Annotated in this window: 22 protein-coding genes, 1 tRNA gene and 1 rRNA gene; 12 read left to right on the top strand and 12 right to left on the bottom strand. The window is 64.0% G+C overall.

Going from position 1 to position 25,881, the window contains the following annotated elements:
- The 3 genes from DNA98_RS17080 to DNA98_RS17070 form a co-directional block, all read left to right on the top strand.
- Positions 1-162, top strand: a 16S ribosomal RNA gene (locus DNA98_RS17080); the annotation flags it as partial.
- Positions 163-410: 248 nt separating this feature from the next.
- Entirely contained in the window at positions 411-908 is a 498-nt protein-coding gene (locus tag DNA98_RS17075) for an NUDIX hydrolase (protein ID WP_110532596.1), read from the top strand.
- Positions 909-1,226: 318 nt separating this feature from the next.
- The gene (locus DNA98_RS17070) at positions 1,227-1,898 is read left to right on the top strand and encodes a monothiol bacilliredoxin BrxC family protein (RefSeq protein ID WP_110532595.1); all 672 of its coding nucleotides are present in this window, start codon (positions 1,227-1,229) and stop codon (positions 1,896-1,898) included.
- 10 nt (positions 1,899-1,908) lie between these two features.
- Here the strand turns inward: DNA98_RS17070 and meaB are convergent, their stop codons facing one another.
- Together meaB and DNA98_RS17060 are read right to left on the bottom strand one after the other, a co-directional pair.
- Positions 1,909-2,823, bottom strand: a complete 915-nt coding sequence (gene meaB, locus DNA98_RS17065) for a methylmalonyl Co-A mutase-associated GTPase MeaB (RefSeq protein WP_110532594.1) — start codon at positions 2,821-2,823, stop codon at positions 1,909-1,911.
- Positions 2,824-2,858: 35 nt separating this feature from the next.
- Positions 2,859-3,230, bottom strand: a complete 372-nt coding sequence (locus tag DNA98_RS17060) for a RidA family protein (RefSeq protein ID WP_110532593.1) — start codon at positions 3,228-3,230, stop codon at positions 2,859-2,861.
- A gap of 144 nt (positions 3,231-3,374) precedes the next feature.
- Here DNA98_RS17060 and DNA98_RS17055 point away from each other — a divergent pair, with 144 nt between their 5' ends.
- Entirely contained in the window at positions 3,375-3,569 is a 195-nt protein-coding gene (locus tag DNA98_RS17055; RefSeq protein WP_110532592.1) for a hypothetical protein, read from the top strand.
- 116 nt (positions 3,570-3,685) lie between these two features.
- On the opposite strand, the gene DNA98_RS17050 is transcribed toward DNA98_RS17055, so the two are convergent.
- Entirely contained in the window at positions 3,686-4,645 is a 960-nt protein-coding gene (locus DNA98_RS17050) for a Stp1/IreP family PP2C-type Ser/Thr phosphatase (protein WP_110532591.1), read from the bottom strand.
- Between the two features lie 260 nt (positions 4,646-4,905).
- Here DNA98_RS17050 and aceE point away from each other — a divergent pair, with 260 nt between their 5' ends.
- The 4 genes from aceE to DNA98_RS17030 all read left to right on the top strand — a co-directional run bounded on the left by aceE (position 4,906) and on the right by DNA98_RS17030 (position 12,137).
- On the top strand, positions 4,906-7,626 hold the full coding sequence (gene aceE / locus DNA98_RS17045; protein ID WP_165364065.1) for a pyruvate dehydrogenase (acetyl-transferring), homodimeric type: 2,721 nt from the start codon (positions 4,906-4,908) through the stop codon (positions 7,624-7,626).
- Positions 7,627-7,673: 47 nt separating this feature from the next.
- Complete coding sequence (locus DNA98_RS17040) at positions 7,674-8,960, top strand: 2-oxo acid dehydrogenase subunit E2 (RefSeq protein ID WP_110532589.1); 1,287 nt, start codon at positions 7,674-7,676, stop codon at positions 8,958-8,960.
- A 172-nt stretch (positions 8,961-9,132) separates the two neighbouring features.
- Positions 9,133-11,025 (top strand): biosynthetic arginine decarboxylase, encoded by a 1,893-nt coding sequence (gene speA, locus DNA98_RS17035; protein WP_110532588.1) that lies wholly within the window; start codon positions 9,133-9,135, stop codon positions 11,023-11,025.
- A gap of 47 nt (positions 11,026-11,072) precedes the next feature.
- Positions 11,073-12,137, top strand: a complete 1,065-nt coding sequence (locus tag DNA98_RS17030; RefSeq protein WP_110532587.1) for a GGDEF domain-containing protein — start codon at positions 11,073-11,075, stop codon at positions 12,135-12,137.
- Between the two features lie 8 nt (positions 12,138-12,145).
- On the opposite strand, the gene metK is transcribed toward DNA98_RS17030, so the two are convergent.
- The 3 genes from metK to DNA98_RS17015 all read right to left on the bottom strand — a co-directional run bounded on the left by metK (position 12,146) and on the right by DNA98_RS17015 (position 17,032).
- Positions 12,146-13,321: a methionine adenosyltransferase gene (gene metK, locus DNA98_RS17025; protein ID WP_165364063.1), complete on the bottom strand. Its 1,176-nt coding sequence runs from the start codon at positions 13,319-13,321 to the stop codon at positions 12,146-12,148.
- Positions 13,322-13,465: 144 nt separating this feature from the next.
- Entirely contained in the window at positions 13,466-16,057 is a 2,592-nt protein-coding gene (locus tag DNA98_RS18570; RefSeq protein WP_370444458.1) for a GAF domain-containing protein, read from the bottom strand.
- A 60-nt stretch (positions 16,058-16,117) separates the two neighbouring features.
- Complete coding sequence (locus DNA98_RS17015; RefSeq protein WP_110532585.1) at positions 16,118-17,032, bottom strand: DUF4032 domain-containing protein; 915 nt, start codon at positions 17,030-17,032, stop codon at positions 16,118-16,120.
- Between the two features lie 81 nt (positions 17,033-17,113).
- Here DNA98_RS17015 and DNA98_RS17010 point away from each other — a divergent pair, with 81 nt between their 5' ends.
- Entirely contained in the window at positions 17,114-18,382 is a 1,269-nt protein-coding gene (locus tag DNA98_RS17010; RefSeq protein WP_233493281.1) for a DUF4127 family protein, read from the top strand.
- Positions 18,383-18,414: 32 nt separating this feature from the next.
- On the opposite strand, the gene DNA98_RS18385 is transcribed toward DNA98_RS17010, so the two are convergent.
- Positions 18,415-18,549 carry a hypothetical protein gene (locus tag DNA98_RS18385; protein WP_255418294.1) on the bottom strand — a complete coding sequence of 45 codons (135 nt, stop codon included), beginning with the start codon at positions 18,547-18,549 and terminating at the stop codon, positions 18,415-18,417.
- Between the two features lie 508 nt (positions 18,550-19,057).
- On the opposite strand from DNA98_RS18385, the gene DNA98_RS17005 reads away from it, so the two are divergent.
- From DNA98_RS17005 to pruA, 3 genes are all read left to right on the top strand, one after another.
- Positions 19,058-19,717 carry a GntR family transcriptional regulator gene (locus DNA98_RS17005; RefSeq protein ID WP_110532584.1) on the top strand — a complete coding sequence of 220 codons (660 nt, stop codon included), beginning with the start codon at positions 19,058-19,060 and terminating at the stop codon, positions 19,715-19,717.
- Complete coding sequence (locus DNA98_RS17000; RefSeq protein WP_110532583.1) at positions 19,708-20,631, top strand: proline dehydrogenase; 924 nt, start codon at positions 19,708-19,710, stop codon at positions 20,629-20,631. The genes DNA98_RS17005 and DNA98_RS17000 overlap by 10 nt, the downstream gene beginning before the upstream one ends.
- A 70-nt stretch (positions 20,632-20,701) precedes the next feature.
- Positions 20,702-22,249 (top strand): L-glutamate gamma-semialdehyde dehydrogenase, encoded by a 1,548-nt coding sequence (pruA, locus tag DNA98_RS16995; RefSeq protein ID WP_110532582.1) that lies wholly within the window; start codon positions 20,702-20,704, stop codon positions 22,247-22,249.
- 332 nt (positions 22,250-22,581) lie between these two features.
- On the opposite strand, the gene DNA98_RS16990 is transcribed toward pruA, so the two are convergent.
- From DNA98_RS16990 to DNA98_RS16975, 5 genes are all read right to left on the bottom strand, one after another.
- The gene (locus DNA98_RS16990) at positions 22,582-23,043 is read right to left on the bottom strand and encodes an HD domain-containing protein (RefSeq protein ID WP_110532581.1); all 462 of its coding nucleotides are present in this window, start codon (positions 23,041-23,043) and stop codon (positions 22,582-22,584) included.
- Positions 23,044-23,103: 60 nt separating this feature from the next.
- Complete coding sequence (locus tag DNA98_RS16985; protein ID WP_110532580.1) at positions 23,104-23,769, bottom strand: uracil-DNA glycosylase; 666 nt, start codon at positions 23,767-23,769, stop codon at positions 23,104-23,106.
- A 56-nt stretch (positions 23,770-23,825) separates the two neighbouring features.
- Positions 23,826-23,957: a hypothetical protein gene (locus DNA98_RS18380; protein WP_255418293.1), complete on the bottom strand. Its 132-nt coding sequence runs from the start codon at positions 23,955-23,957 to the stop codon at positions 23,826-23,828.
- Positions 23,958-24,091: 134 nt separating this feature from the next.
- Positions 24,092-25,657 (bottom strand): acyl-CoA carboxylase subunit beta, encoded by a 1,566-nt coding sequence (locus DNA98_RS16980; protein WP_110532579.1) that lies wholly within the window; start codon positions 25,655-25,657, stop codon positions 24,092-24,094.
- Positions 25,658-25,750: 93 nt separating this feature from the next.
- Positions 25,751-25,826 (bottom strand) — tRNA-Gly (locus DNA98_RS16975).
- Between the last annotated feature and the right edge of the window lie 55 nt (positions 25,827-25,881).

Genomic DNA, 25,881 nt, shown 5'->3' with positions numbered 1-25,881 from the left:
ATACGTTCCCGGGCCTTGTACACACCGCCCGTCACGCCATGGGAGTGGGTTTCACCTGAAGTCGCCGGTAGCCACAGGCAGGCGCCGAGGGTGGGGCTCATGACTGGGGCGAAGTCGTAACAAGGTAGGTGTACCGGAAGGTGCGCCTGGATCACCTCCTTTCTAAGGAGCAATCGCCGCCGCAAGGCGGCCATGGCGGTCCGTTATGGGTTTCGGACCGCACGCTCGGCTGATCTTCCTGACCGGTTCGTAAAAGCCACCTCCCTCGAGGTGGCTTTTTTTATTGCATCAGGCGAGGATGCAGCCCGTGTTAGGTCACTGTGCCAAAGCCCAGGTTTGGGCATACTGAAACGAGGAACTGCCCTCGCGGCAGACGAGACCCCAACCAGGGGTGCGTACAGGAAAGAACGATGGGTTCACCGCATAAGCCACAGTCAGGCTCTAGAATAAGTCGCCGTCGGGTAGTTTCAGCAGGGGGGGTGGTGCTGCGCGTGGGCCGCCGGGGGCTGGAAGTGCTACTGGTGACCCTACGCCAGGGCGCAGTGTGGAGCCTGCCCAAGGGCCAGGTGGAGCCGGGGGAGCGCTACAGCGAGACCGCGGTACGCGAGGTACGCGAGGAGACCAGTGTGGAGGCTCGCATCCTGGCCCCTCTAGGGCGGATTCGCTACCACTTTACCGTGCGCGACGAGGCCACCCCGGTGGCCGTCACCAAGGAAGTGCACTACTTTTTGATGCGCTATCAGGCTGGAGAACCCAAGCCACAGCTGGCCGAAGTGGAGGGGGCAGAGTGGGTTCCGGTACACGTGGCCTTGAGCCGCCTCTCCTACGCCAACGAGCGGGAGATGCTACATAGGGCCCTAAAGCGCTGGGAGAAACCCAGCCGCTCGCTGGAGGCGACCCAGGCTTAGTTGGTCCGGTAACTTGATTTGTGCTGATCGCATGTCGTACGTCGAACGAAGGGGGCCGACCCGTCGGGTGTACCGGCCCTGCCGGTCCCGATAGGGGATCGTCCCCCAGGTGTACGGGCACCGCCCGTCCCGATAGGGGATCGTCCTCCGCGTTTAGCGTAAGACGTACAACGTACGACGTATGACCTAAGTCGCGTTTAGCGTCTGGCGTCTTGCGTACAGCGTACAACCTACGTGTTGTCGGGAACGTTTGCTTTTCTTGATCCGTTTAGCATAAAAGGCGGGTGTGTTTTCAAGTACCCCCGCCAAGGAGCAAGCATGGGCCTGCGTGAGCGCATAGTAGAGATCACCACCCCTGAAGAAGCCGACCAGTTCATCGACCAACACCCTTTAGCTGCCATCTTCAAAGCCGGAACCTGCCACAAGACTATGCAGGGCTGGGGCCATGTACAGAAGTTCCTCGAGCCCTACGAGGACATAAGGGTGGGGGTCATCCGGGTGGTGGAACACCGCGCCGCTTCCAACCACATCGCTCTGCGCAGCGGCATCGTCCACCACTCGCCGCAGATCATCCTGTTCCAAAAAGGCCAGCCCTTATACGAGCTCAACAACTGGGACATCACCCCAGAAAACCTCGAGCCCGCTAAGGCGCTGTTACCCGAGCCGGGCCAGCCGACGCCGGACCAAGGAACGAGCCGTTCCAATTTGGACGTCTACAAACGCCTCCTCGACCTGTACCTAGAAGGCCACCTCAGCGAGTACGAGTTCCAACTGGCCTACCTCAACACCTTCCGCGGCGATGCGTCCTTGCGCAGCCAGGAGGAGTTCGAACTGATCAATAGCCTCTTCGGCAACCCCGACCAGGGCGTCGCTTCGGCAGGGCATCATATCCACCCGCTCGCTATCATGGAGCACGAGGCACGCCACCCCCAGGCCATCCCGCTGCGCGAACGGGCGGCGGCCCTGCGAGAAAAACTCAAGGGCTTCTAGGCCCTCGGCTTCAGCTTTTGGTAAAGAGCAATTGCTGAGCGGCTTCCTCCGGAGTGAGGCCCCCGTGGGCCACTTGCTCGATGAGGCCCTGGCCCTCGCGGGTCCTGCGACGACCCCACTCCTGGATCACGCTCTCCACCTCGAAGCGGGCCCGCTCCAGCCGCTGCCCCTCGAGCAAACCCTGCTCGAGAATATGGCGGTAGTGGTTGTCTATCGCTTCAAAGAGTTCGTCCACGCCCTCAGCCTTGGGAGCTACGGCGGTCAGCACCGGGGGCTTCCATCCGCCGGGACGGGCCGGGGCCAGCTCGAGGGTGGTTTTCAACTCCTGCACGATCCGCTCCCCGCCCGGCAGGTCAAATTTGTTGACCACGAACACGTCGGCGATCTCCATGACCCCGGCTTTAAACGCCTGCACCGCGTCCCCGGCGGCAGGGGTCAGCACCAGAACGGTGGTGTCGGCCACTCGGGCGATGTCCACCTCGGACTGGCCAACCCCCACCGTCTCCACGAAGATCCGCTCGAAGCCAAAGGCCTCCAAAAGGGCCAAGGCCGCTACCGTGGCCCCGGCCAACCCACCGAGGGCTCCCCGGCTCGCCATAGAACGGATAAACACCCCCGGGTCCTGGTGGTGGCGCATCATGCGGATGCGGTCGCCCAGGATGGCCCCCCCCGTGAAGGGGCTCGAGGGGTCTACCGCCAGCACTGCCACCCTCTCCCCACGCTGCCGCGCTTTCTCGATCAGCCGATCGGTGAGGGTACTCTTGCCCGCTCCAGGGCTCCCGGTGAGCCCCACTACCCGCGCTTGTCCGTGGCCGCGTAAGCGTTTGAGCAGCTCCTGCCCTAAGGGGTGCCCCGATTCCGCCAAGGTGATGGCCCGGGCTAAAGCCCGGACGTCCCCTGCCCTAAAGCTTTCGTACAGCTCCATAGGGACATTTTATGGGCACGCCCAGCGAAACCGGCTCAGACCAAGGCAATACAGGCCACCTCTACCGCCACGTCACGGGGCAACCGGGCTACCTGCACAGTAGCCCGCGCCGGGAAGGGGGCGCTGAAGTATTCGCCGTAGACCTTGTTGAAGGCCGCGAAATCGTTCATGTCGCGGAGGTAGCAGGTGGTCTGCACCACCTTGGAAAGCCCGCTCCCCGCGGCCTCGAGCACGGCCTGTAGGTTTTTCATCACCTGATGGGTCTGGGTTTCTACGTCACCGGTCTCGAGGCTACCATCAGGGCGCAGGGGAATCTGGCCCGAAACAAACACCATCCCGCCTGCGACGATGGCCTGGCTGTAAGGGCCTATGGCTGCCGGAGCTTGCAGGGTCTCTACCTTCTTCATAGGACCAGCTTATAAGAAATCCCCAATCGATGTATTCCGCTCTCGGGATTCCCTCCGAGGCGCCGTGCCGAGCTGCGGGAATTCGTAGTACCCCCCGTGCCCCGTATACGTTTCGTTTATAGATTTTTGATAAGAAAACTTTTGATGGAAAGAGGGTCGCCCAGCCAAGCCAAAATCGATTTCATCCGATATCTGCTGGATTTGCTGGAGCGGGAGGGGCTCGAGGTCACCCTTTACGACGAACCCGCCAATCCCCAAATCATCTTTCCCCTTCAGGGTTCGCTATGGCGGCTGCGGGCCAGCGCGATCGAACCCTACTACGAGCACGACCAAGGGTAAGCCGCCGGCGCAACGTGTAGTGAAGGCTCCGGCCAACTCCGTCTGGTCGGAGGCTCGGGGGACACCCGCCACGCCACGCGGGAAGGCGCGTTTTGCTCGGTCGGCGAGCGTGGATCCTACGGCGACAGCGGCCGGCTAAACTGGCTGAAGAGTACATATCCCAGCGTAACCAGCCACAAGGCCAACAAGATCAAGTTGCCCCAACGCTCCCAAAAGCTGCGGGGACGGGGTGGCTCGGTGACCTGGGTAGAGACCACCTCCATAGCCTCTCCCAGTTGCAGCCGAACCGGGCCTGCGGAACCCTCGAGCGGTGGCGAGTAGGTACGGGTAAGGTTTGGGATGTGGTCTCCTACCGACACCACCACCACGCTGATGTTATCGGGCCCCCCCCACTCGTTAGCCAGCTGGACCAGCCGCTCGGCGGCCTCATGGGGGGGGTGGTTGCGCAGCATCTCGGCCAAAACGCGGTCCTCGAGCACCCCGCTGAGGCCGTCGGAACACAACAAAAAGATGTCGCCGGGCTCGACCTTGACCCCTAACAAATCCACCCGCACCTCGGGAAACGAGCCTAAGGCGTTGGTGATGACATTGCGCCAGCGGTGGTTCTTGGCCTCCTCCTCGGTGAGAAGCCCCTGGCGCACCCGCTCGGCTACCCAGGAGTGGTCCTGGGTGAGCTGGGAAAGCTGGCCCTTGCGCAGCAGATAGGCCCTGGAGTCGCCCACATGGGCGATGAGGGCATAGGGTAAGTCCAGCCACAGCGCGGTAGCGGTGGTTCCCATGCCGCGCGACTCGGGTTTTTGCCCGGCTTCGTAGATGACCGCGTTGGCCACCTCAAAGGCTTCTACCAGCCGCTTGGGCAAGGGTTTCTCCGCCCGCAGCACCTCGCAGATTTTTTCCACCGCGAGCTGGGCCGCCAAGGCCCCGGTGCGGTGCCCCCCCATCCCATCGGCGACCACAAAAATACCGCCGTAGGGCATAAGTTCCTGGGCCACGGCGTCTTGGTTGTCCGCGCGTTTACGCCCCGGATCGGTACGGGCGGCGCTAACGACGGCGGTGGCGCTCTCGGGAGCGGGCATAGGGCGATTATAGATCAGGCTTCTGGTGGATAGGGTGCAAATGACGTCCTGGAAAGGTAAACGCCGTATTTACATCTGCAAACCTTCCTAAAAGCGGCCCCAGAACATCCTCTCTTGCGTGACTTTTGCCCTGGGTCATGCCGGGCATACTGGGTAAATAACCGCCCGTCCGGGTTTCCGGAGCGGCAATTGCGATAAAGTAGTGGCTGGATTTGGGGGCGGTAAAGATTCAGCCGCCGAACCCAGGGGGACAAACCGTGATCACGGATACTGAGCTACTGGAAGCGAGAGCCAGGCTCTCGGCAGAAGAACAGATCGCCCTAGAAGACCTCGAGACCAAAGAGTGGGTCGAGTCGCTCGAATATGTACTCCGCTCTGCCGGGCGCGACCGGGTGGTGGCGCTGGTGGAGGCGCTCGAGCGCTACGCCTACAAGCACGGGGTGATGCTGCCCTACAAGCTGCGCACCCCCTACATCAACACCATTCCTGCCGACCACGAACCCCCCTACCCCGGCGACCTCGAGCTCGAGCAGCGCATCGCCAACATCCTGCGCTGGAACGTCATCGCCATCGTGCAGCAGGCCAACAAGAAGGCCGAGGGCATCGGGGGGCACATCGCCACCTACGCCTCCATCGCCGAGCTGATGGAGGTGGGGTTCAACCACTTCTTCCGCGGGCACGGCGCCGGGATGGACCGCGACCTGGTCTTCTACCAGGGCCACATGTCGCCCGGGGTGTATGCCCGCAGCTTCCTGGAAGGGCGCTTCAGCGAGGACGACCTGGCCAAGTTCCGCCGCGACCTCACCCCCGGACCAGGCCGCGTCGTCACCAGCTACCCCCACCCCTGGCTGATGCCCGACTACTGGGAGTTCCCCACCGTCTCGATGGGCCTAGGACCCATCCAGGCCATCTACCAGGCCCGCTTCATGCGCTACCTGGAAGACCGCGGCCTCAAGCCCCGCTCCAGCGCCAAAGTCTGGGCCTTCCTGGGCGACGGCGAGCAGGACGAGGTGGAGACCCTGGGGGCGCTGCGGGTGGCCGCCACCGAAGAGCTCGACAACCTGATCTTCGTCATCAACGCCAACCTCCAGCGCCTCGATGGGCCGGTGCGCGGCAACTCCAAGGTGATCCAGGAGCTCGAGTCGGTCTACCGGGGCAACGGCTGGAACGTGATCAAGGTGGTGTGGGGCAGCGCCTGGGACGAGCTGTTGGCCAAGGACACCGAGGGCGTGCTACTGGAGCGCTTCGAGCAGCTCGTCGACGGCGAGAGCCAGCGCTACGCAGCCTACGGGGCCAAGGAGCTGCGCGAGAAGTTCTTCAACACCCCCGCGCTGAAAAAGCTCATCGAGGGCTACACCGATGAGGACCTCGAGATCCTCACCCTCTCGCGCGGCGGCCACGACGTGAAGAAGGTCCACGCCGCCTACAAGGCGGCCACCGAGCACCGCGGCAGCCCCACCGTGATCATCGCCCGCACGGTCAAGGGCTACGGCCTAGGGCCTACCGCCCAGGCCAAGAACGTAGCCCACCAGGTCAAGAAGCTCACCCTCGAGGACCTGCGCGAGGCCCGCGACTTCCTGGGCATCCCCGTCTCGGACGAGGACCTCGAGAAGACCCCCTTCTACCACCCCGGTCAGGACTCGCCGGAGGTGAGGTACATGCTCGAGCGGCGCAAGGCCCTAGGCGGCCTGATCCCCGCGCGCAAGGTCAGCTTCACCCCCCTCAACACCCCCGATGCCTCCTTCTTCGAGGAGTTCTACGCCGGGAGCGGGGGCCGCGAGATCTCCACCACCATGGCCTTCGTACGCATGCTCACCAAGCTGGTGCGCCACCCCGAGGTGGGCAAGTACATCGTGCCCATCGTGCCCGACGAGGCGCGCACCTTTGGCATGGAGGGCGTGATCTCCTCGGTGGGCATCTACAGCCCCAAGGGCCAGCTCTACGAGCCGGTGGACGCGGGCACCGTGACCGTCTACCGCGAGTCCAAGACCGGGCAACTGTTGCAGGAGGGCATCAACGAGGCCGGGGCTATGGCCAGCTTCATCGCCGCGGGCACCGCCTACGCCCACTGGGGCATCCCCACCATCCCCTTCTACATCTACTACTCGATGTTCGGCTTGCAGCGGGTAGGGGATTTGGTCTGGGCCGCCGCCGACCAGCGCACCCGGGGCTTCTTGCTGGGGGCTACCGCCGGGCGCACCACCCTCAACGGCGAAGGCTTGCAGCACGAAGACGGTCACTCCCACGTGCAGGCCCTGCCCATCCCCAACATGCTCGCCTACGACCCGGCCTTTGCCTATGAACTGGCGGTGATCCTCGAGGAGGGCATGCGGCGCATGTACAAGGAGGGCGAGGACATCTTCTACTACCTCACGCTGATGAACGAGAACTACCCCCAGCCCCCCATGCCCGAACCGCGCCAAGAGACCCGCGAGGGCATTCTCAAGGGCCTGTACCTCTTCAAGCGGTCGGAGCTCAAGCGGCCCAAGGCCCGCGTGCAGCTTCTGGGCAGCGGCACCATCTTGAACGAGGTCATCGAGGCCGCCGGGATCCTCGCGGACTACGGCGTGGCCGCCGACGTGTGGAGCGTGACCAGCTACAAAGCGCTATACTACGACGCCATCGAGACTGCCCGCCGCAACCGGCTCAACCCCACAGCCAAGCCCGAAAAGCCCTACGCCGCCCGGATGCTCGACCCCACCGAGGGCCCCATCGTCGCGGCCAGCGACTACATGAAGGCCCTGCCCGACCTGATCTCGGGCTACCTCGAGCGCCCCATCCACTCCCTGGGCACCGACGGCTTTGGCCGCAGCGACACCCGCGAAGCCTTGCGCGACTTCTTCGAGGTGGACGCCAAGCACGTCAGCGCGGCTGCCCTCGCGGCCCTCAAGGACGAAGGGAAGCTCCCCGCCAAGGCCGTGAGCGAGGCCTTCAAGCAGCTCGGCATCGAGACCGACCGGGAGGCGCCGCACAAGCGCTAAAGCCGCGCCCTATACGTACGGCGTATGACGCGACCGAAAGGAGCACTATGGCTACCGAACTGAAATTGCCCGAGCTAGGCGACAACGTGGCCTCCGCCGTGGTGGTGGGGGTGCTGGTCAAGGAAGGCGACAGGCTCGAGGCCGGACAACCCTTCCTCGAGCTCGAGACCGATAAGGCCGTCATGGAAGTGCCCGCCCCCGCCGGCGGCACGGTGGCAAAGGTGCTGGTCAAACCCGGAGACGAGGTCAAGAGCGGTCAGGTGGTGGTGATGCTGGGCGACAGCGCCTCCGCCGCGGCCCCTGCACCCGCCAAGGGCGAGCCCGAGGAACCCAAGCCTGCGGCCCCAGCCCCTCAACCCGCGCCCCAGCCCGCATCCACTCCAGCCAAGCCCCCCAGCCCCCAACCCGCTCCGGTTCAGCCCACCGGGACGCGCAGGCTGATCCCGGCAGCTCCCTCGGTACGCAGGCTAGCGCGGGAACTGGGCGTGGATCTGCTACAGGTGGTCGGCTCCGGGCCGGCCTACCGCATCTCCGAAGCTGACGTGCGCCGCTACGCCGAAGGCGGCGTGGCCCCTGCGGCTCCCGTCGCCCTCCCCGCCCCCACCCTGCCCGACTTCAGCAAGTTCGGCCCCACCCGCCGCGAGGCCATGTCGGGCGTCCGTCGGGCCACGGTGCGCTCGATGAGCCAGGCCTGGAGCACCATTCCCATGGTCACCCACTTCGACCAGGCCGACGTAAGCGAGATAGAAGCCCTGCGCAAGAAGTACGGGCCCAGGGCCGAGAAGCGGGGCGGCAAGCTGACCATGACCGCCATCCTGCTGAAGGTGGCGGCAGCAGCCCTCAAGGCCTTCCCCAAGTTCAACGCCTCCATCGACACTCTCTCCAACGAGATCGTCTTCAAGGAGTATGTCCATATCGGGGTTGCGGTGGATACCCCCACGGGTCTGCTGGTGCCGGTGATCCGCGACGTGGACAAAAAGGGCGTGATCGCGCTCGCCGTCGAGCTGGGCGAGATCGCGGCCAAGGCTCGAGACCGCAAGCTCACCCCCGAGGAGATGCAGGGTGCGAGCTTCACCATCTCCAACCTCGGCGGCATCGGCGGCAGCGGCTTCACCCCCATCGTCAACTGGCCCGAAGTCGCCATCATGGGCGTCTCCCGCTCGGAGATGCGGCCGGTGTGGAACGCTGAAAAGGGCGCCTTCGAGCCCCGGCTCGTCATGCCCTTCAGCCTCAGCTACGACCACCGCCTCATCGACGGCGCCGACGCCGCCCGCTTCTGCCGCTTCGTGGCGGAGATGCTGGAAGACCCTTTCCTGCTGGGGTTGGAGGGATAAGCGAGAATTTGCGAGCACCGCTGTACCGCTCGACCCACCGAAGATTTGTCAGGGCAAATTCCCTGGAAATTGGGGGGGTTTGGCCTTACACTTTGCTGTATGCAGGCAAGCTTCCCACCGCGCACCGGCGTGAGGACGCTTACGCAAGTCTCGTAGGGGGTACAAGACCGAATTGGAAAAGCTCAAACGCTATACTGTCAAGGACGCCGAGGAGACCTACCTGGTGCCCCAGTGGGCCGCCGGGTTTTTTCGTGTGGGAGAAAATGGCCAGCTCGAGGTCACGCCCGAGGGAAACGGTGGCCCCAGCGCCTCGCTCTACGAGATTGTCTCCGACCTGCGCGACGAGGGCCGACCCTTGCCGGTACTGCTGCGCTTCCCGCAGATCCTAGCGGCCCGGGTGGTCGAGCTCAACGAGGCCTTCCGCCGAGCCATCCAAAAGTACGGGTACAAGGCCGAGTACCGCGGCCTGTACCCAGTCAAGGTCAACCAGCGGCGGATGGTAGTCGAGACCATCGCCAAGGCCGGGCGGCCTTACGCCCACGGCCTCGAGGCCGGGAGCAAGGCCGAGCTGGCCCTGATCCTGGCCCAGGACCTGCACCCCGAGGCCATCATCGCCTGCAATGGCTTCAAGGACGACGACTTCATCCGGCTAGCCCTGATGGGCAAGAAGCTGGGCAAGAACGTCGTCATCACCCTGGAGAAATTCGCCGAGCTGGGCCGGGTGATGCGCATCGCCAAGGAGTTGGGGGTCGAGCCTTCCATCGGCATCCGCTACAAGCTCAAGGCCAAGGGCTCGGGGCAGTGGGAGGAATCGGGCGGCGAGGCGGCCAAGTTCGGCCTCACCACCCCCGAGATCATCCGGGCGGTGGACCTGCTGGCCGAGGCCGGGATGTTGGGGACCATCGCCATGCTGCACTCCCACGTGGGCAGCCAGATCACCGACATCCGCCGCATCAAGCAGGCCGTGCGGGAGATCGCCCAGACCTACGTGCAGCTGCGCAAGCTGGGGGCTCCGGTGCGCTACCTCAACCTCGGCGGCGGGCTGGCGGTGGACTACGACGGCTCCAAGACCGCCTTCTACGCCTCGGCCAACTACTCCCTCGCCGAGTACGCCGAGGACCTGGTCTACGTCACCAAGGAGATCTGCGACGGCCACGGCGAACCCCACCCTACCCTGGTCACCGAGTCGGGTCGAGCCGTCACCGCCTACCACAGCGTGCTGGTGCTCGAGGTCGTCGATACCATCCGCCCCCCCGGCGAGGATAAGGTCGAAGAGCCCGAGGACGCCCACCCGGTGGTCAAGGACATGTTCGACCTGGCGAGGAGCATCTCGGCCAAGAACTACCGCGAGGTCTACCACGACGCTTTCTCCAACAAGGACACCCTGCAAAACCTCTACGACCTGGGCCTGATCTCCTTGCGCGACCGTGCGCTGGCCGAAAGCCTCTTCTACCAGATCGCCCGCAAGACGCTCAAGTTCGCCCTCGAGTTCGACTACCCCGCCGACGAGCTCGAGGATTTGCAGAAGATGCTGGCCGACAAGCTGGTGTGCAACTTCTCGCTCTTCCAGAGCCTCCCCGACTCCTGGGCCATCAAGCAGCTTTTCCCCATCGTCCCCCTCTCCCGCCTCGACGAGCGCCCCACCCGCGAGGCCACGCTGGTGGACATCACCTGCGACTCCGACGGCAAGTTCGACCGCTTCATCGACCTGCACGACGTGCGCAACACCCTCCCCGTGCACGAGATCCGTCCGGGCGAACCGTACTACCTGGGGGTCTTTCTCACCGGGGCCTACCAGGACGTGCTGGGCAACTCGCACAACCTCTTCGGGCGCATCGGCGAGGCCCACGTGACCATCGACGAGGACGGATACGACATCGAGCGCTTTGTGGTGGGCGAGAAAGCCCGGCGGGTCATTGAGAAGATGGGCTACGAGGAGGGTGAGCTGGCCGAGGCGGTGGAGAAGCTGGTACGAAGCTCCAAGAAACTCACCCCCGCCGAGAAGGGCGCTTTCATGGAACAGTACGCCCGCGAACTGGTGGGGTATACTTACCTCGAGGATTGACCTAAATTAAGGGAGCGTTAAGACCTTGCGAGATACAGTAGCGGGCCATGAGCTTTGATCCGCTCTCCCCTTTCACCGCCGCCCGGCGGCGCAACGGGCTATGGCTGCTGCCGCTAGGGGCCTTGGCCTCGGGCGTCGCCTATGGGCTGTCCATCGTCAACGGCACCCTCAACCCGGTGGACGCGGTGCTCTCGCCGCTGCTGTTCGTAGGGTTTTCGCTGATGGCCCTGCTGCTATGGCTACAGCGCATCCGCATTGTTACCGTCGAGCTGGTGGCGGTGGTGCTCTTGTTGGTGTACAACCTGGGCAACCTGTACTACGTAGGGCTCAGCGGTGAACTCTCGCGAATGGGGTTTTCGGCGAGCGCTTTGTGGTCGGCCATCATCTATCCGCTGGCCTTTTTGCTGCTCAGCCGTGAGAAAGCCCTCCGGGTATCGGCAGCCTACTACCTGGCGGGGTTGCTGGGGGGGGTGGTCTCGGTGCTGCTCCATCCCCCAAGCATGAATGTCCTCAACTCCATCGCGCAGTTTTACCTGGCCAACCTGGCCTTCTTGGCCCTGATCAACGTATACGCCCAGCTGCGCGAACACATGCTCACCATGGAGCAGCTCGCCCACACCGACCACCTCACCCGGCTCGCCAACCGACGGGGCCTCGAGCCCCTGCTCAAGCAGGAGCTACAAAAAGCCGAGCGCTACGGGCTTCCCCTCGCGGTCTTGCTGGCCGACCTGGACCACTTCAAAGAGGTCAACGACCGCTACGGGCACGCCATCGGCGATCAGGTCCTGCGCGAGGTGGCCCTGCGGCTCGATCACAACCTCCGCCAAGCCGACACCGTAGCCCGCTGGGGCGGCGAGGAATTCTTGATCCTGGCCCCCACCACCGACCTGGCCCAGGCCGAGCAGCTCGCATCCCGGCTGGTCGAGGTGGTACGGGGCGAGCCGGTGGTGGGGAGGATCCCGGTCACCATCTCCATCGGGGTGAGCTGCTACCGGGTTGGGGATGACCTCGAGAGCCTCCTCCAGCGCGCCGACCAGGCCCTGTACCGGGCCAAGGCGCTGGGGCGCAACCGGCTCGAGCTGGAGATGGTCCCCTCACCAACCGCGAAGTAGCCCTATAACTACAGCCCGGCCTCTTTGCGCAACGCCTCCACCCGATCCGTGACCTCCCAGGGGAAGCCTTCCCGGCCAAAGTGCCCGTAGGCGCTGGTGGCGGTGTAAATAGGCCGCCGTAGCTTGAGCTGCTCGATGATCGCCCCAGGGCGGGCGTCAAAGACCTTGCGGGCTATGTTCGTGATCGCATCGTCGGAGAGCTTGCCGGTGCCCATGGTCTCGACCCGCATGCTCACCGGGCGGGCCTTGCCGATGGCATAAGCCAGCTCGACCAAAGCCCGCCTCGCCAACCCTGAGGCCACGATGTTCTTGGCCATGTAGCGGGCGTAGTAGCTGGCCGAGCGGTCCACCTTGGTGGGATCCTTGCCGCTGAAGGCCCCACCCCCGTGGGGCACCGCCCCGCCGTAGGTGTCCACGATGATCTTGCGTCCGGTAAGCCCGGTGTCGCCGTGCGGACCGCCGATCACGAACTTACCCGAGGGGTTGATGAGGTACTCGGTCTGGTCGGTGAGGTACTCCGGGGGAATAGCCCGGGCGATGATCTTGGAGCGCACGTCGGCGGCGATCTCGGTCTGGTCTACCCCCTCGGCGTGCTGGGTAGAGACCACCACGGTGCTTACGTAGAGGGGTTTGTCGCCCTCGTAGACCACCGTGACCTGGGCCTTGCCATCGGGGCGCAGATAGGGCAGCTCGCCGCTTTTGCGCGACTCGGCCAGGCGCATGGTCAGGCGGTGGGCCAAGGTGATGGGCAAGGGCATCAGCTCCGGGGTCTCGTCGGTGGCGTAGCCGAACATCAAGCCCTGGTCGCCTGCCCCCACCTGATCCAGCAGGTCGGTAGATCCCAGCACCCGCACCTCGTAGGACTTGTTAACGCCGCCCGCAATGTCCGGGGACTGCTCGTCGATGGCGGTGAGCACCGCGCAGGTGTCGCCGTCGAAACCGTATTTAGCACGGGTATAGCCCACATCGCGCACGGTGGTGCGCACCAAGTTGGGAATGTCCACGTAGGCCTCGGTGGTGATCTCCCCCGCTACCATCACCAGCCCCGTCGTGACCAAGGTCTCGCAGGCCACCCGAGCCTTGCTATCCTCCGCCAAGATGGCATCCAAGATCGCATCCGAGATGCGATCCGCGAGTTTATCGGGGTGTCCTTCGGTAACCGATTCAGATGTGACCAGTCGCAACCTGATACCTCCTGCTGGCAGGGTCCCCGCGATAGCGGCGGATCCAGACACAAAGTGTACCCGCAAATTCGGGTACACCGCACCTACACTTCAGACAGTCTAGCACCCTTGACCCAATTCCACGGCATACCGGCGCCGCTGCGATCACCCGGGCTGCGTCAGAAGCTCTATGAACGCTCGCACCACCTCGGCATCGAGGGTTTTACCGGCTTGGCTTTCCAGCTCACGGCGCACTTCGTGGAAAGGCCAGGCCGGTTTGTAGGGGCGGGCGTGAGAAAGCGCATCGTAGATATCCACCACGGCAAAGATGCGGGCCTCCAAAGGGATCTCCTCCCCGCGCAGCCCCAGCGGATAACCGGAACCGTCCGAGCGCTCGTGGTGGTAGCGCACCACATTGAGGGCGACCTCGGGCAAGAAGGAGAGCCCCCGCAGCATCTCGTAGCCGATCTCGGGGTGGGTTTTCATCACCCGCCACTCCCCTGCGCTCAAGGGGCTGTTCTTCTGCAACACCTCGTCGGGAACAGCCAATTTGCCCAAATCGTGCAGATAAGCGCCCAGCCGCAAACCCTCCAGGTCAGCAAACCCCAATCGCTTCCCTAGGGCTACGCTAAGGGCTACCACCCGGTCGGTATGGCCTTTGGTCTCGAGGTCGCGCAGCTCGAGCCCCAACCCCAACGCGCGCAACGCGGCCTCGCGGGTGCGGGTGATCTCCTCGAGGTAGGCTGCCCGCTCCAGCGCCCGTTCCAGACGCCTGGCCACGGACGCTAGCAGCGCCAGGTGCTCCTGTGGAATGTCAAGGGGCCGGGTAAAGGTCGCCAGCGCCAGCACCCCCGCCGAGCGATCGCCCTGAACAAGGCGAAGCGCCACCATCGAGCGAACCCCGCTTTCTTGGTACTCGCGAAGGGCCTGGGGCCAGGTCTGGTAGTCGGGGATCATCAGGGTTCCCTCCACCAAGGCTTGCCCCAAAGCCCCTCGTCCGAGGCGGATCGGCGAGGTCCGGTAGAGGCTTAGGTAGCGCTCAGGGTAGCGCCCCACCAGCACCACCGGGAGGAGCGCGCCCTCCCCATCCGGCTCCGCCTGGAACTGGTACAGCCCCCCTGCTTCAAAGCCGGTGAGCTCGAGCAAGGTCTCCAGCGCACGGCGGGCGATGTCGTGGGGATGCGACATCAGCTCGATCTCAGCGGACATCTGCACCAAGGAGCGGTAATCCGCGGCCTGGCGCTGGGAGCGCTCGAGGGCCGACAGCCGCGAGATGGCGACTCCCGCCACCTCGGCCAACGCCTCCAGGACATAGCGATCCCCGGGGCCAAGCCGACCGTCTTGGTGGGGTTCGCCGCCCGCCGTGTCCACCGAGAGCACCCCGATGAAATGCCCCTCTGGGTCGGAGAGGGGCACCCCCAAGTAGGCCCCGGGCCGACGCTCTCCGGAGGCGAAGCGCGCTGCGGGGATCTGGGAGACGTCGGGAATGAAAAGAGGGGCCTTGCTACGATAGACCTCCCAGGCCAACCCCTCCCCGCGGTAAAACCGCAGCCCTACCGCCCGCTCGGCGGCATACCCCGCAGCGGCAACCACCTCGAGGCTCTGGTCGGAGGGGTTCAATCGGCTGAAGATGGCCGAGACCGCCCCGGTCTGGCGCAAGGCCTCCTCCACCGTGCGCCGGTAGACCTCTTCGGCGCTTTGGGCTGGCCCCAGCGCCCGGGTAGCCTGGGCCAGGGTTCCCAAGCGCACCAGCTCGCGGGACTGGGCCTCGAGCTTGGAGAGGGCGTTGCCCACTCCCTGGGCCAGCGCCTTCAGCAACGCTTCATCATCGGCGGCAAAGGGGTGCTCGTTATGGAAGGCCAACACCCCCAGCCCCTCGCCTTGGGGGTCAACCAGGGGGACGAAGGCCGCGTGGTAGCGTTCGGGCTGGGGGGCCAGGGCCTCGAGCCGGTGGGCTGTGGGGTCGGAGCAGGAGGTGAACACCACCCTGCGCTTTTGTAGGGCTCGCCAGGAGATGCCCGTCCCTTTGGGAAGGAGGTAGCCCACCGGAGGCTCCCCGCGCAGGCTGCTCACCACCCGCAACGCTTCGCCCTCTCGGCGCAGCGCTGAAACCAGCATGACCGGCATGAGCTCTGCCGCCAGCCGCGGCAAGGCGGCCCACAGGGCCTCGGTGTCCTTGAAACCGGCGAGCGAGGCCAGCACCGCGGAGAGGGCCTCTTCGCGCTGGAGGCGCAGGCGTAAGCGCTCCCGATCGCGCAAGGAGGACAGCACCCCCTCTAGGCTCTTCCCTAGCTCTTCGGCCAGCCCGAGCGCCTCTGGCGGGAAGGGCTCGGCGCTCTCGAGGCTAAGCAGGGCCTCCACCCTCCCCTCGAAGGGAATGGGCACCACCAGCCTCCGGCGAAGCCCAGCCCTAGCGGTATCGGGCTGCTGTGGACCGGAGGCTACCCGATGGACGCGGGCGCGGGCCTGTAAGGCCTCCTCTATGGTGCCGCCGTACCAGGCCATGGCCTGCTGGAAGGAGAAGCGAACCCCCTCAAACCCAGCCAGGCCAGCATAGCGGTAGCCCGCTTGGTCTCGCACCAAGACGCTGCCCGCTTCGGCCTGCGGGATCAGCTCGAGGGCCCCGCGCAAGGCTTCCTGTAGAAGCGCCTCCGCATCTTTGGAGTTCATCCAGCGCCGCAGCAGCTCGAGCAAGCCCCAGCGAGGATCGCTTCCGTTACACGGTGAAGAAGACGGCACGTCCTCAAGTCTAACCACAAACCCTCCCCAGGCCAGGGTTATTTACAAACTCCAGATCCAAGCCTCACCGCAGGCCGATTACCCCCCCGGCTGGAGACTAAGGCGGCGGAAAAACCGGCTTACCCCCTCCAGGAAACGCCCCAGCGGTCTCTTGGCGAAGCGCTCGCGGTAGGATGCGGTGGCCTCCTCGGCCCCCACCGCATGGCCTTGGGCCTGCGAGAGGTAGTAACGGTGGTCCATCACCCACAGGTAGAGGTCGGCTTCGGTGCGCCCAGGAAAGTTCTGCAAGATCCCCTGCTCGCGGATCTCCTGCACGGTGGGCAGGTAGAGGGTGTCGTACCAATCCGCCACGGCCTCCTCCCAGGAGACCGAGCGCTTCTCCTCGAGCCCCTTGAAGTACTGCCGGGTACGGATGTGCTCGAGGAGCTTGTCGTACCGCCCAGGTACGCTAAAGCGGATCTCTTCATGGCCTGGACGCAGCTGGTCCAGCCGGGTACGGTTCAGGAACTCGGCATACTCCCCCTTCAAGATCACGTCCTTGAGGGTATCGCCGGGCTCGAGCGCCACCGGCACCTCGAGTTCGATCACCTCTGCGTCGATGTAGGTTTGGTTATCGGCCTTGGCCAGGGCGACGCGGTGATTGCCGTCCTTCACGAAGTACGCTTCCCCGACTTTGTACACCTGGATCGGAGGAAGTTCTACCCCTTCCAATTGCGCCGTGCGCAAACGGGTCCAGCGCTCTACGGTGTGGGGTTCTTTGGGTAAGAACTGGGCGTCGAAGTCGTCGTAGCGATCCACCGAACCGATGATCTTGTCGACTTCGATGGGACGCATACCCAGATAATGCTCGCCCTTGGGCCGCAAGCGGCTCACTATGTGAAAAGGCAACAGCCCGTTGGGCTCCCTTCGCAAGCGGTGCAGAAGGTCGTAGAAAAACACCCGGTGGGCCAGGCGTTCGGCTTCGGCTTGAGCCTGCTGCTCGGCCACGCTCATAGCTTTCAGTGTAGCTGGCTTGTATCAGCATTGGATGTGCTTTCTCAGGGAGGGCTCACCCCAGCGGCTTTAACTGGGCGTATGCGCCTGGCTAGATGGCTCAGCGCCGCGCTGTGGCTGGTAGGAGCGGCGCTGGCGGAGGGGGGAGTAGTCTACCTGCCCCTCGATGACCGTCCGCCGAGTTGGTCCCCGTGCAGTTGGGGCATCGTCACCTGCCCCCCGCCCGAGCTGTACGCCGGGCGCGCAGGGGCTGACCCCGAACGGCTGGAGCGGTGGCTTTTGGGCGCTTCAGGGAGCGTCCTGGTGGCCAGCTTGGACGCTTTGGCCTACGGCGGCTTGGTGCAAAGCCGCCAGTCCACCCTGAGCGCCGAGGAAGCTCTCTCCAGGCTCAAGACGGTCATCACCTGGAAGCTCAAAAATGACGGGGCGGTCTATGCGTTTGGCATCATCCCCCGCCACCCCGACGCCAAGGACCGCGCGCGCAACCTGGCGGTACTGCGCAGGGTGCAGGAGTGGCCCGAGGCGCTGCAGGAGGGGAGCTACTTCGAGGTGCCCTGGGACGACGCCCTGCCGGGTTCCCCGGCTATCCAGGAGGCAGGAACGCTCAGCCTCCCCACCCGCCCTGGGGCCGATGAGGCGGGGCAGCTCATGCTCTTGCGAGCCCTCCGCCCCGGTCTGCGCGTGCAGGTGCTCTATGACGACCCCGCCGCCGCCCAGGCAGTTATCCGCTACGACGGGATTCCGCTCGAGGACAGCGTCGCCCGCCAGGTGCGCTCCGCCGGGGCCTTTCTGGTAGAACGCAACCCGGACTTGATCCTGCTGGCCTATAGCGGCCACAACCCCCAAAAAGCGGCCTTGCTGGTGCAGCGCAACCTGGGCCAAGCCCCGGTAGCCATTGCCGATATCGCCCAAGTCAACCGCGGCGACCCCAAGCTGATCGACTACCTGCTGCGCCTGCGCCTATACCCCAGGCTGGCTGCCTACACCTGCTGGGGTACCCCCGCCAACAACCTGGGCAGCGCCCTAGCCCAAGGCGGCCTCTTCTTGCGCGACCCCCAGTCCCGCCAAGCCCGGCTGGCGGAAAACTACCTGCAATACCTCTACGGCCAGGTAGGCCGCCCCTGGGTGCGCGAGCGCTTTCCCGAGCCCTTGCGCGAGGAGGCCGCCCGCTATCTCTTCGAGCGCCTCAAACAGGAGCCGCTCCCTTTTATGCTGGGCACCCAGCTCGAGCTAACCGGCATCTCCTTCCCCTGGAAGCGCACCTTCGAGGCTGCGTTTAGCTACCAGCTCGTCCCGGTGCGGTTGAGCCAGGAAGGGGCAGAGCCCCTCACAACCCTACCCGGGCGCTGAACGGGAATCGCCCCGGCTGGGGGAACGACGGCTCACCCGCCCCACGGATGAAAAGCACCGCGAAGCAGAAAGTCAGCGGCGTCGCCGCCCAGCCAGCCGGTGATCACCCGCAGGCTGCTGAAGGCCAGCATAAACGTACAGCAGGCCCAGAAAAGGCCCCGCCGCACGACCAGCTTGAAGCGCCGCCCCTGCTCGTGAAGCTTGCCCTTCCACTCGGCGATCTCCGGGTCACGAAAACACGCGCCGCCCCTGCTCGTGAAGCTTGCCCAGATACAGGCGCACCGTTCCCCACCCCAACACCGCGATCAACAAGAGATCCATTTCCGCACCGGTTCTCCATGTTAGCCGGCGGGCGTGAGATTCGTAGTACGCTTGACCCGCCCTAGCCAACATCGCGGATTCTGGTCGGGGCTTGCGGGGGCAGAACAGCGCGATTCGCTTCCCCCACGTTCGGCAGGAGGTGGTCCCTCACATCCTCGCCAACGAGTACACCGCCAGAACGTACAAGGCCAAAAGGGTCAGCTTGACCACCACCAGCGCGATGATCCACTTCCGCACCTCGGGCCCCATTTTCCCATTGCAGCGCGGGAATCGGCATTCCGGTGTAAGGCGCCGATCAATTGAAATCACCGTGGGGGCTGGACACGGCTGGAAAAAAGTGTATACAGTATACATGTGACCGAGTTCCAACGCCCCCGGTCGGTGCGGGAAGCGGCCTATGCACATCTGCGCGAGGCTATCCTGGGGGGCCGGTTGGTCCCCGGGGAGCGCATCTCCGAGCTGGGTTTGGCCGAGACTTTGGGCATTAGCCGTACCCCGGTGCGCGAAGCCCTGCAACGGCTGGCGCAGGAGGGGTTGGTAGAACTTGTCCCGGCCAAGGGAGCCCGGGTGCGGGTGTTACGTCCGGAGGAAGTCCGCGAGGTCTATGAGGTGCGGGCCCTGCTCGAGGCCGAGGCCGCCCGACTTGCGGCCCAACACGCTAGCACCGACGAGCTTTCGTACCTTGCCGACCTGCTCGCGACCCTCGATGGCATCCCGCGGGAGTGCTACCTCGAGCAGATGCAGGTCGACTTCGAGTTTCACACCCGCCTGGTTGAGGCTGCGCACAACCGCACCTTGGCCCGCATTTACGGAGACCTGCGCTCGAGCTTGGCCTTGGTGCGCTCCTTTCAGCAGACCCTCTCCCAGCATCCCACCACCCGGGCACAACACCACAACATCCTGCATGCCCTGCGCCAGCGCGACCCCGAACAAGCAGCTTGGGCTGCTCGTGAACACGTGCTGTACTTCCGCGACATAGTAACCCGCGCCATAAAGGAGCCTTCATGGACCTGACCCAGAGCTACCGCTCGTTTGTGTTGGCCATCGCACAACACCCCAGGGTGAGAAACCTGGTGCTGACCCGCGGCAAAGGACTCTCTCGCCGCTTCGTGGCAGGAGATACCCTGGAAGAGGCCCTGAACGCGGTGGAGGAACTCGAGCGCGTGGGCATCCACGCCATCCTTGACCTGCTGGGCGAGATGGTGACCTCCGAAGAGATGGCCCGAGGGTTCAAGGATCAGATCGTCCAACTGATCCAGGCCCTCGGGGCTCGAGCCTATCCGCGCTACGTATCGGTGAAGCTCACCCAGCTGGGCCTGGACCTTTCCGAAGACCTGGCTTTTTCGTTGATGGTGGAGATCCTGGAGGTGGCTCGCCAGGCCGAGTGCTTCGTGCGCCTCGACATGGAAGACTCTCCCCGGGTGGACGCCACGCTGCGGGTCTACCGGCGGCTGCGCGAAGAGGGATATACCCATACCGGGATCGTGCTGCAAAGCTACCTCAAGCGCAGCGAGAGGGACCTCGAGGCCCTGCTGCCCCTGAAGCCTGCGGTGCGGATCGTCAAAGGGGCCTACAAGGAACCTCCCGAGGTGGCCTTCCAGGACAAGCGCCTCATCGATGCGCAGTACCTGCTGTTGGCCAAAAAAGCGCTAGAAAATGGCCTCCCCACCGCCATCGCTACCCACGATCCCCACCTTATCGCAGAGATGCAGCGCTGGACTGCCGAGAGGGGCCTTGGCAAGGAAGGCTTCGAGTTCCAACTGCTGTATGGGGTGCGCCGCGAAGAACAGCGCCGCCTCGCCGCCGAGGGCTACACCGTGCGGGCGTACGTGCCCTATGGCACCGACTGGTATCCCTACCTCTCCCGCCGTATCGCCGAGCGGCCCGAGAATCTGCTATTTGTGGCCCGGAGCCTGGTGCAAGGGTAGGGAAGGCAAAACCTGAGCGAAAATGCAACACGTAAATGCCCCTTGTAGACACAACGGAAAGGAGCCAATCATGACCGTAGAACCCTACCGCCCTCAACCCATCGAGACTTTCCAAACCCCCGAGAAGCGCCAGGAGATGCTCCGGGCCTTAGCCGAGGTGCGCCAGCAGTTTGGACGACACTATCCCCTCATCATCGGCGGAGAGCGGGTGCAGACCCCAGCGACCCTCCCCTCCACCAACCCCTCCAACCCCAGCGAGGTGGTAGGCTATGCTGCCCAAGCCGGGAAGGCCGAGGCCGACGCGGCTTTGGAGGCGGCCTGGAAAGCTTTCAAAACCTGGAAAGACTGGCCCCAGGAGGCCCGTAGCCGCACGCTGTTGAAAGCCGCGCAGATCATGAAACGGCGCCAGCGCGAGCTCGAGGCCTGGATGGTCTACGAGATCGGCAAGAACTGGACCGAAGCCGCGGCTGACGTGGCCGAGGCCATTGACTTCACCACCTACTACGCCCAGCAAGCCCTGAAATATACCGCCCCCCCTCCCCTCGTAGCGGTGCCCGGGGAGGACAACGAGAGCTTTTACATGCCGCTGGGGGCAGGGGTGGTGATCGCCCCCTGGAACTTCCCCTTGGCCATCCTCACCGGCATGACCCTAGGGCCCATCGCGGTGGGCAATACAGTCGTTGCCAAGCCCGCTGAAGACACCCCGGTGATCGCGGCCAAGCTCTTCGAGATCCTGGAGGAGGCCGGGCTGCCCGCCGGGGTGGCCAACTTTCTGCCGGGCCATGGCAGCGAGGTGGGGGCTTACCTGGTCAGCCACCCCAAAACCCGCTTCATCAACTTCACCGGGTCGCTCGAGGTCGGCCTCAAGATCAATGAAGAAGCCGCCAAGCTGGCGCCAGGGCAGACCTGGCTGAAGCGGGTCTTCCTCGAGCTGGGCGGCAAGGATGCCATCATCGTAGATGAAACCGCTGACCTCGAGGCCGCCGCCTTGGGCATTGTGCAAAGCGCCTATGGCTTCCAGGGGCAGAAGTGTTCGGCCTGTTCCCGCCTGATCGTGCTGGAAAAGATACACGACGACCTGATGGAGCAGGTGGTGGAGCGCGCCCGCAGGCTGGTAGTAGGTCCTGCCGAGGAAAACCCCGATATGGGGCCGGTGGCGAGTGCGCAGCAAGAACAGACCGTAGCCAAGTACATCGAGATCGGCAAGAAAGAAGGCCAAGGCGTTCTGGGGGGCCATCGCTTAGAGGGCAACGGCTACTTCTTCGAACCCACTATCTTCGATGAGGTATCCCCCCAGGCCCGCATCGCCCAGGAAGAGATTTTTGGCCCGGTGCTCTCGGTGATCCGGGTGCCCGACTTCGATGCGGCTTTGGCCGTAGCCAACGGGACCCGCTTTGGGCTCACCGGCGGGGTGTTCTCCCGTAGCCGCGAGCGGCTCGAGCGGGCCCGCCACGAGTTCCAGGTGGGCAACCTCTACTTCAACCGCAAGATCACCGGGGCCTTGGTGGGGGTGCAGCCCTTTGGCGGGTTTAACCTCTCGGGAACCAATACCAAAGCCGGAGGGCCCGACTACCTGATGAACTTCCTGCACATGAAGTCGGTCACCGAACGGTTCTAGTGTTCAGCGTACGACGTATGATGTGAGGGCCGTGCAACGTTCCAAAAATCAAGGATTTGTGCTGACTCAGACGTCGTACGTCAAACGTCATACGAAGGGGATCGGTCCCTCGGGTGTACGGGCGTAGCCCGTCCCAATAGGGGATCGTCCCCTAGGTGTACAGCGGTACGCCGTCCCGATAGGGAATCTACCTCCGGGTGTACGGCGGCACGCCGTCCCGAGACGCTTCCTTCGCCGCCGGTAGGCGGGGTAGGGGATCGTCCCCCGCGTTTAGCGTAAGACGTACAACGTACGACGTAAGGGCAGAAAATCAAGTCGCTAGTGCACTAAGCTCAATATTCCTCGTCCACCTCGTGTAGCCGCTGGGCCCATAGGCTTTGCGGACGGTGATGCTCCTTTACGATCTGCGCCACCTGGGGGTCTTGGATATGCTCCGCAGCGTACACGGGGTGATGCCTGCGCACCTGCCAAGCCCCATAGATTCCGCCCCGTAACGGCCTTACCGCAACCTTGGGGGCATATAGGCCGGCGAGGATGCGCTCTACGGCCCGGTACGGTCGCAGGGCCTTGCCGAAGTCGTGTAAGAGGGCAGCCCGCACTGCGTAGTCGGGGGCTTCGGGGTAGCGCTCGAGCAGCTTCCGTGCCACCTTGACCGCGTGGTCGCGGTCCCTGACGTCCATCGCCAAAAACAACTGGGCTTCGGCGTAGCTCAACCTGGACAGCGCCCAGGCATCGTCGGGGTGAGCTAGACGGGGCACAAAGGCTTTGATCAAGCGCAGCAGGCGGCGTTGCACGGTTCTATGTTATGCGCCGCCTTCGGCTGGAGCGCAACCGGACGAGAGGTGGTTTGGCTTTCACAGTCCGGCCCACCGCTTGGCCCGCAGCAACACCGCGTCAAACATCTCTGCGGTGAGCTTTCCGGTATTGGTATTTTGCCTGGAGACGTGGTAGCTATCGAGCAGGATGACCCCCCCCGGCAAGCTGTACTCGGCCCCGTGGACAAACGGATAAGCCGACTTTCGCAGGGCATGATAGTTCAACAAGGCCTCGTGCCCAATCCGCCCTATAGCCAGGTAGACCCGCACGTTGGGGAGCAGGGGCAATTCCCGCCTCGTCCAAGCCGAACAGTTGCGGAGTTCATCGGGCAAGGGCTTATTGTCGGGTGGGGCACACCGCACCGCCGAAGTGATATAGACGTGGCGAAGCTCGAGCCCATCCCCACGGTGCCTCGATAGGGGCTGGTTGGCAAGCCCTGCCCGGTACAGCGCAGGGTAGAGAAAATCCCCCGAAGCATCTCCGGTAAACGGCCGCCCCGTACGGTTTGAGCCGTGCGCTCCGGGGGCCAGTCCAAACAGCAATATTTCGGCCTGCGGGTCGCCAAAACCGGGCACTGGCTTGGCCCAGTATTCCCACCCCAGGTAGGCCCTTTTCTTCTCTCGCCCCACCCGCTCGCGCCAGTCAACAAGCCGAGGACAACGGGCGCAGGAAAGTAGGTCGGCGTAGAGGGCAGGGAGGCTCATGGGCTAGGGCATCCCAAAGGCGGTAGGCCAAAGCCCACCACCCCCGTGCGGAGAATCTACCTCGCGCCCAAAACCGTTAACACCGGGTAGGGGTCGGAGACCGCCAGTATCAGCGTAGCGATCAGGAAGACTGCCCCCGCCCCTATCGTCAGCCGCCGGATAGCTTGCTGTTTGGGAAGACGCAACATCGTCGTATCCTCCACGCTTTCTAGAGGATGCGACCACGGCCTTAGCTGGAGTTGAACCCCCTCTGATGGCCGGCTGAGTTAAGGCGGCTGCGGCAGCAAACATTCGAACCTCTCCTTATCGGTTGGATGGGAGCTCACAGCGGGATGTTCCCGTGCTTTTTCCAAGGACGCCCTTCCTCTTTGCTCCACAGCATCTCGAGGTGCCGGATTAAGATCTCCCGGGTACGGGCTGGGTCGATCACGTCATCAATATAGCCCCTAGCCGCCGCCACGTAGGGGTTATCGAAGGCCTTTCTGTACTCGGCGATCTTGGCCTGACGGGTAGCGTCTGGATCCGAAGAGGACTGGATCTCCTTACGGTAAATGATATTGGCCGCACCTTCCGCACCCATCACCGCGACCGCGCCGGTAGGCCAAGCCAACACCACATCAGCTCCCATATCCTTGGAGTTCATGGCCAGATAAGCCCCACCGTAGGCTTTACGGGTAATCAGGGTGATCTTGGGCACCGTGGCCTCGGCGTAGGCATAAAGCATCTTGGCCCCATGGCGAATGATGCCCTGATGCTCCTGGGCGACCCCCGGCAAAAAACCGGTCACGTCTACCAAGGTAAGTATGGGAATGTTGAAGCAATCGCAGGTGCGGATAAAGCGAGCGGCTTTGTCGGAGGCGTTGATATCTAGGGCCCCCGCCATGAAGCGCGGGTTGTTGGCGATGATCCCCACCGACATCCCGCCCAGCCGGGCAAAACCCACGATGATGTTCTTGGCAAAGTTGGGATGGAGTTCGAAAAACTCCCCGCCATCCACCAGGATCTCAATGATCCGGTGCATACTGTAGGGGCGCTTGGGATCGGGGTGGACGAGATCCAAGATCTCCGGGGTATTGCGGTTTATAGGGTCATTGGTGGCAACGATGGGCGGTTTCTCCTTAGCGTTTTGCGGAAGGTAGGAGAGGAGTTGCTTGATGGCCTCGAGCACCGCCTGGTCACCCTCGCGCTCGAGGTGGGCTACCCCGCTCTTGACCGTATGCACTTCCGAACCACCTAGCTGCTCAAAGGTTACCTCCTCCCGGGTCACCGCCTTGATGACCTCCGGCCCGGTGATAAACATGTAAGAGCTCCCCTTGCTCATCAGCACAAAATCGGTAATGGCCGGACTGTACACCGCGCCGCCGGCGCAAGGGCCTAAGATGGCGGAGATCTGCGGCACCACGCCGGAGTAGATCGAGTTGCGGTAAAACACCTCGCCATAACCGGAAAGGCTGTCCACCCCCTCCTGGATGCGCGCCCCCGCTGAATCGTTAAGACCTATGATGGGGGCCCCCACCTTGGCCGCCATATCCATCAGGTAAGCGATCTTCTTGCCGTGGGTCTTACCCAAGGAGCCTCCCAGGACGGTAAAGTCTTGGCTAAAAACGAAGACCGTGCGGCCTCTTATCTTGCCATACCCAGTAATTACCCCGTCTGCGGGAGCCTGTATTCCGTCCATTAGCTCGGACTCAGGGTGTTCAGCGAACGGTTGGAGTTCTACAAAGCTTCCCTCGTCGAGCAAATAGTGAATGCGCTCCCGGGCGGTCATCTTCCCCGCTTCGTGCTGCTTTTTGATCCGCTCCGGTCCGCCCCCGGACTCTATGCGCCGGCGGCGCTCTTCCATCTCGGCGATGAGTTCTTCCATCCAAGCTCGGGTATTGTCTGCCATGGTGAAAAAATCATACTCGAGGCCACCTCCCCAGCCCTGGGGAAAGATGCCCCCAAAACAAACCCCCCCACCCAGGGAAGGGTGAGGGGAAGCTGGAGCGGGAGACGGGACTCGAACCCGCGACCCCAACCTTGGCAAGGTTGTGCTCTACCAACTGAGCTACTCCCGCAAAACAAAAAACCCCTGCACCGCCCTACTCTCCCAGGCCCTCGCGGGCCGAGTAC

The organism is Meiothermus sp. Pnk-1 (genome assembly GCF_003226535.1).
Lineage (GTDB): Bacteria > Deinococcota > Deinococci > Deinococcales > Thermaceae > Allomeiothermus.
This window is presented reverse-complemented; position numbering and strand designations above follow the sequence as displayed.

Bases quoted from the DNA above. Each gene is read 5' to 3' on its own strand.
- DNA98_RS17075 (WP_110532596.1), top strand. From the start codon at position 411: ATGGGTTCACCGCATAAGCCACAGTCAGGCTCTAGAATAAGTCGCCGT.
- DNA98_RS17000 (WP_110532583.1), top strand. From the start codon at position 19,708: ATGGACCTGACCCAGAGCTACCGCTCGTTTGTGTTGGCCATCGCACAA.
- DNA98_RS17050 (WP_110532591.1), bottom strand. From the start codon at position 4,645: ATGCCCGCTCCCGAGAGCGCCACCGCCGTCGTTAGCGCCGCCCGTACC.
- DNA98_RS17040 (WP_110532589.1), top strand. From the start codon at position 7,674: ATGGCTACCGAACTGAAATTGCCCGAGCTAGGCGACAACGTGGCCTCC.
- DNA98_RS17010 (WP_233493281.1), top strand. From the start codon at position 17,114: ATGCGCCTGGCTAGATGGCTCAGCGCCGCGCTGTGGCTGGTAGGAGCG.
- meaB (WP_110532594.1), bottom strand. From the start codon at position 2,823: ATGGAGCTGTACGAAAGCTTTAGGGCAGGGGACGTCCGGGCTTTAGCC.
- DNA98_RS18380 (WP_255418293.1), bottom strand. From the start codon at position 23,957: ATGTTGCGTCTTCCCAAACAGCAAGCTATCCGGCGGCTGACGATAGGG.
- DNA98_RS16980 (WP_110532579.1), bottom strand. From the start codon at position 25,657: ATGGCAGACAATACCCGAGCTTGGATGGAAGAACTCATCGCCGAGATG.
- pruA (WP_110532582.1), top strand. From the start codon at position 20,702: ATGACCGTAGAACCCTACCGCCCTCAACCCATCGAGACTTTCCAAACC.
- DNA98_RS16985 (WP_110532580.1), bottom strand. From the start codon at position 23,769: ATGAGCCTCCCTGCCCTCTACGCCGACCTACTTTCCTGCGCCCGTTGT.
- DNA98_RS17060 (WP_110532593.1), bottom strand. From the start codon at position 3,230: ATGAAGAAGGTAGAGACCCTGCAAGCTCCGGCAGCCATAGGCCCTTAC.
- DNA98_RS17070 (WP_110532595.1), top strand. From the start codon at position 1,227: ATGGGCCTGCGTGAGCGCATAGTAGAGATCACCACCCCTGAAGAAGCC.
- DNA98_RS17055 (WP_110532592.1), top strand. From the start codon at position 3,375: ATGGAAAGAGGGTCGCCCAGCCAAGCCAAAATCGATTTCATCCGATAT.
- DNA98_RS17030 (WP_110532587.1), top strand. From the start codon at position 11,073: ATGAGCTTTGATCCGCTCTCCCCTTTCACCGCCGCCCGGCGGCGCAAC.
- DNA98_RS17015 (WP_110532585.1), bottom strand. From the start codon at position 17,032: ATGAGCGTGGCCGAGCAGCAGGCTCAAGCCGAAGCCGAACGCCTGGCC.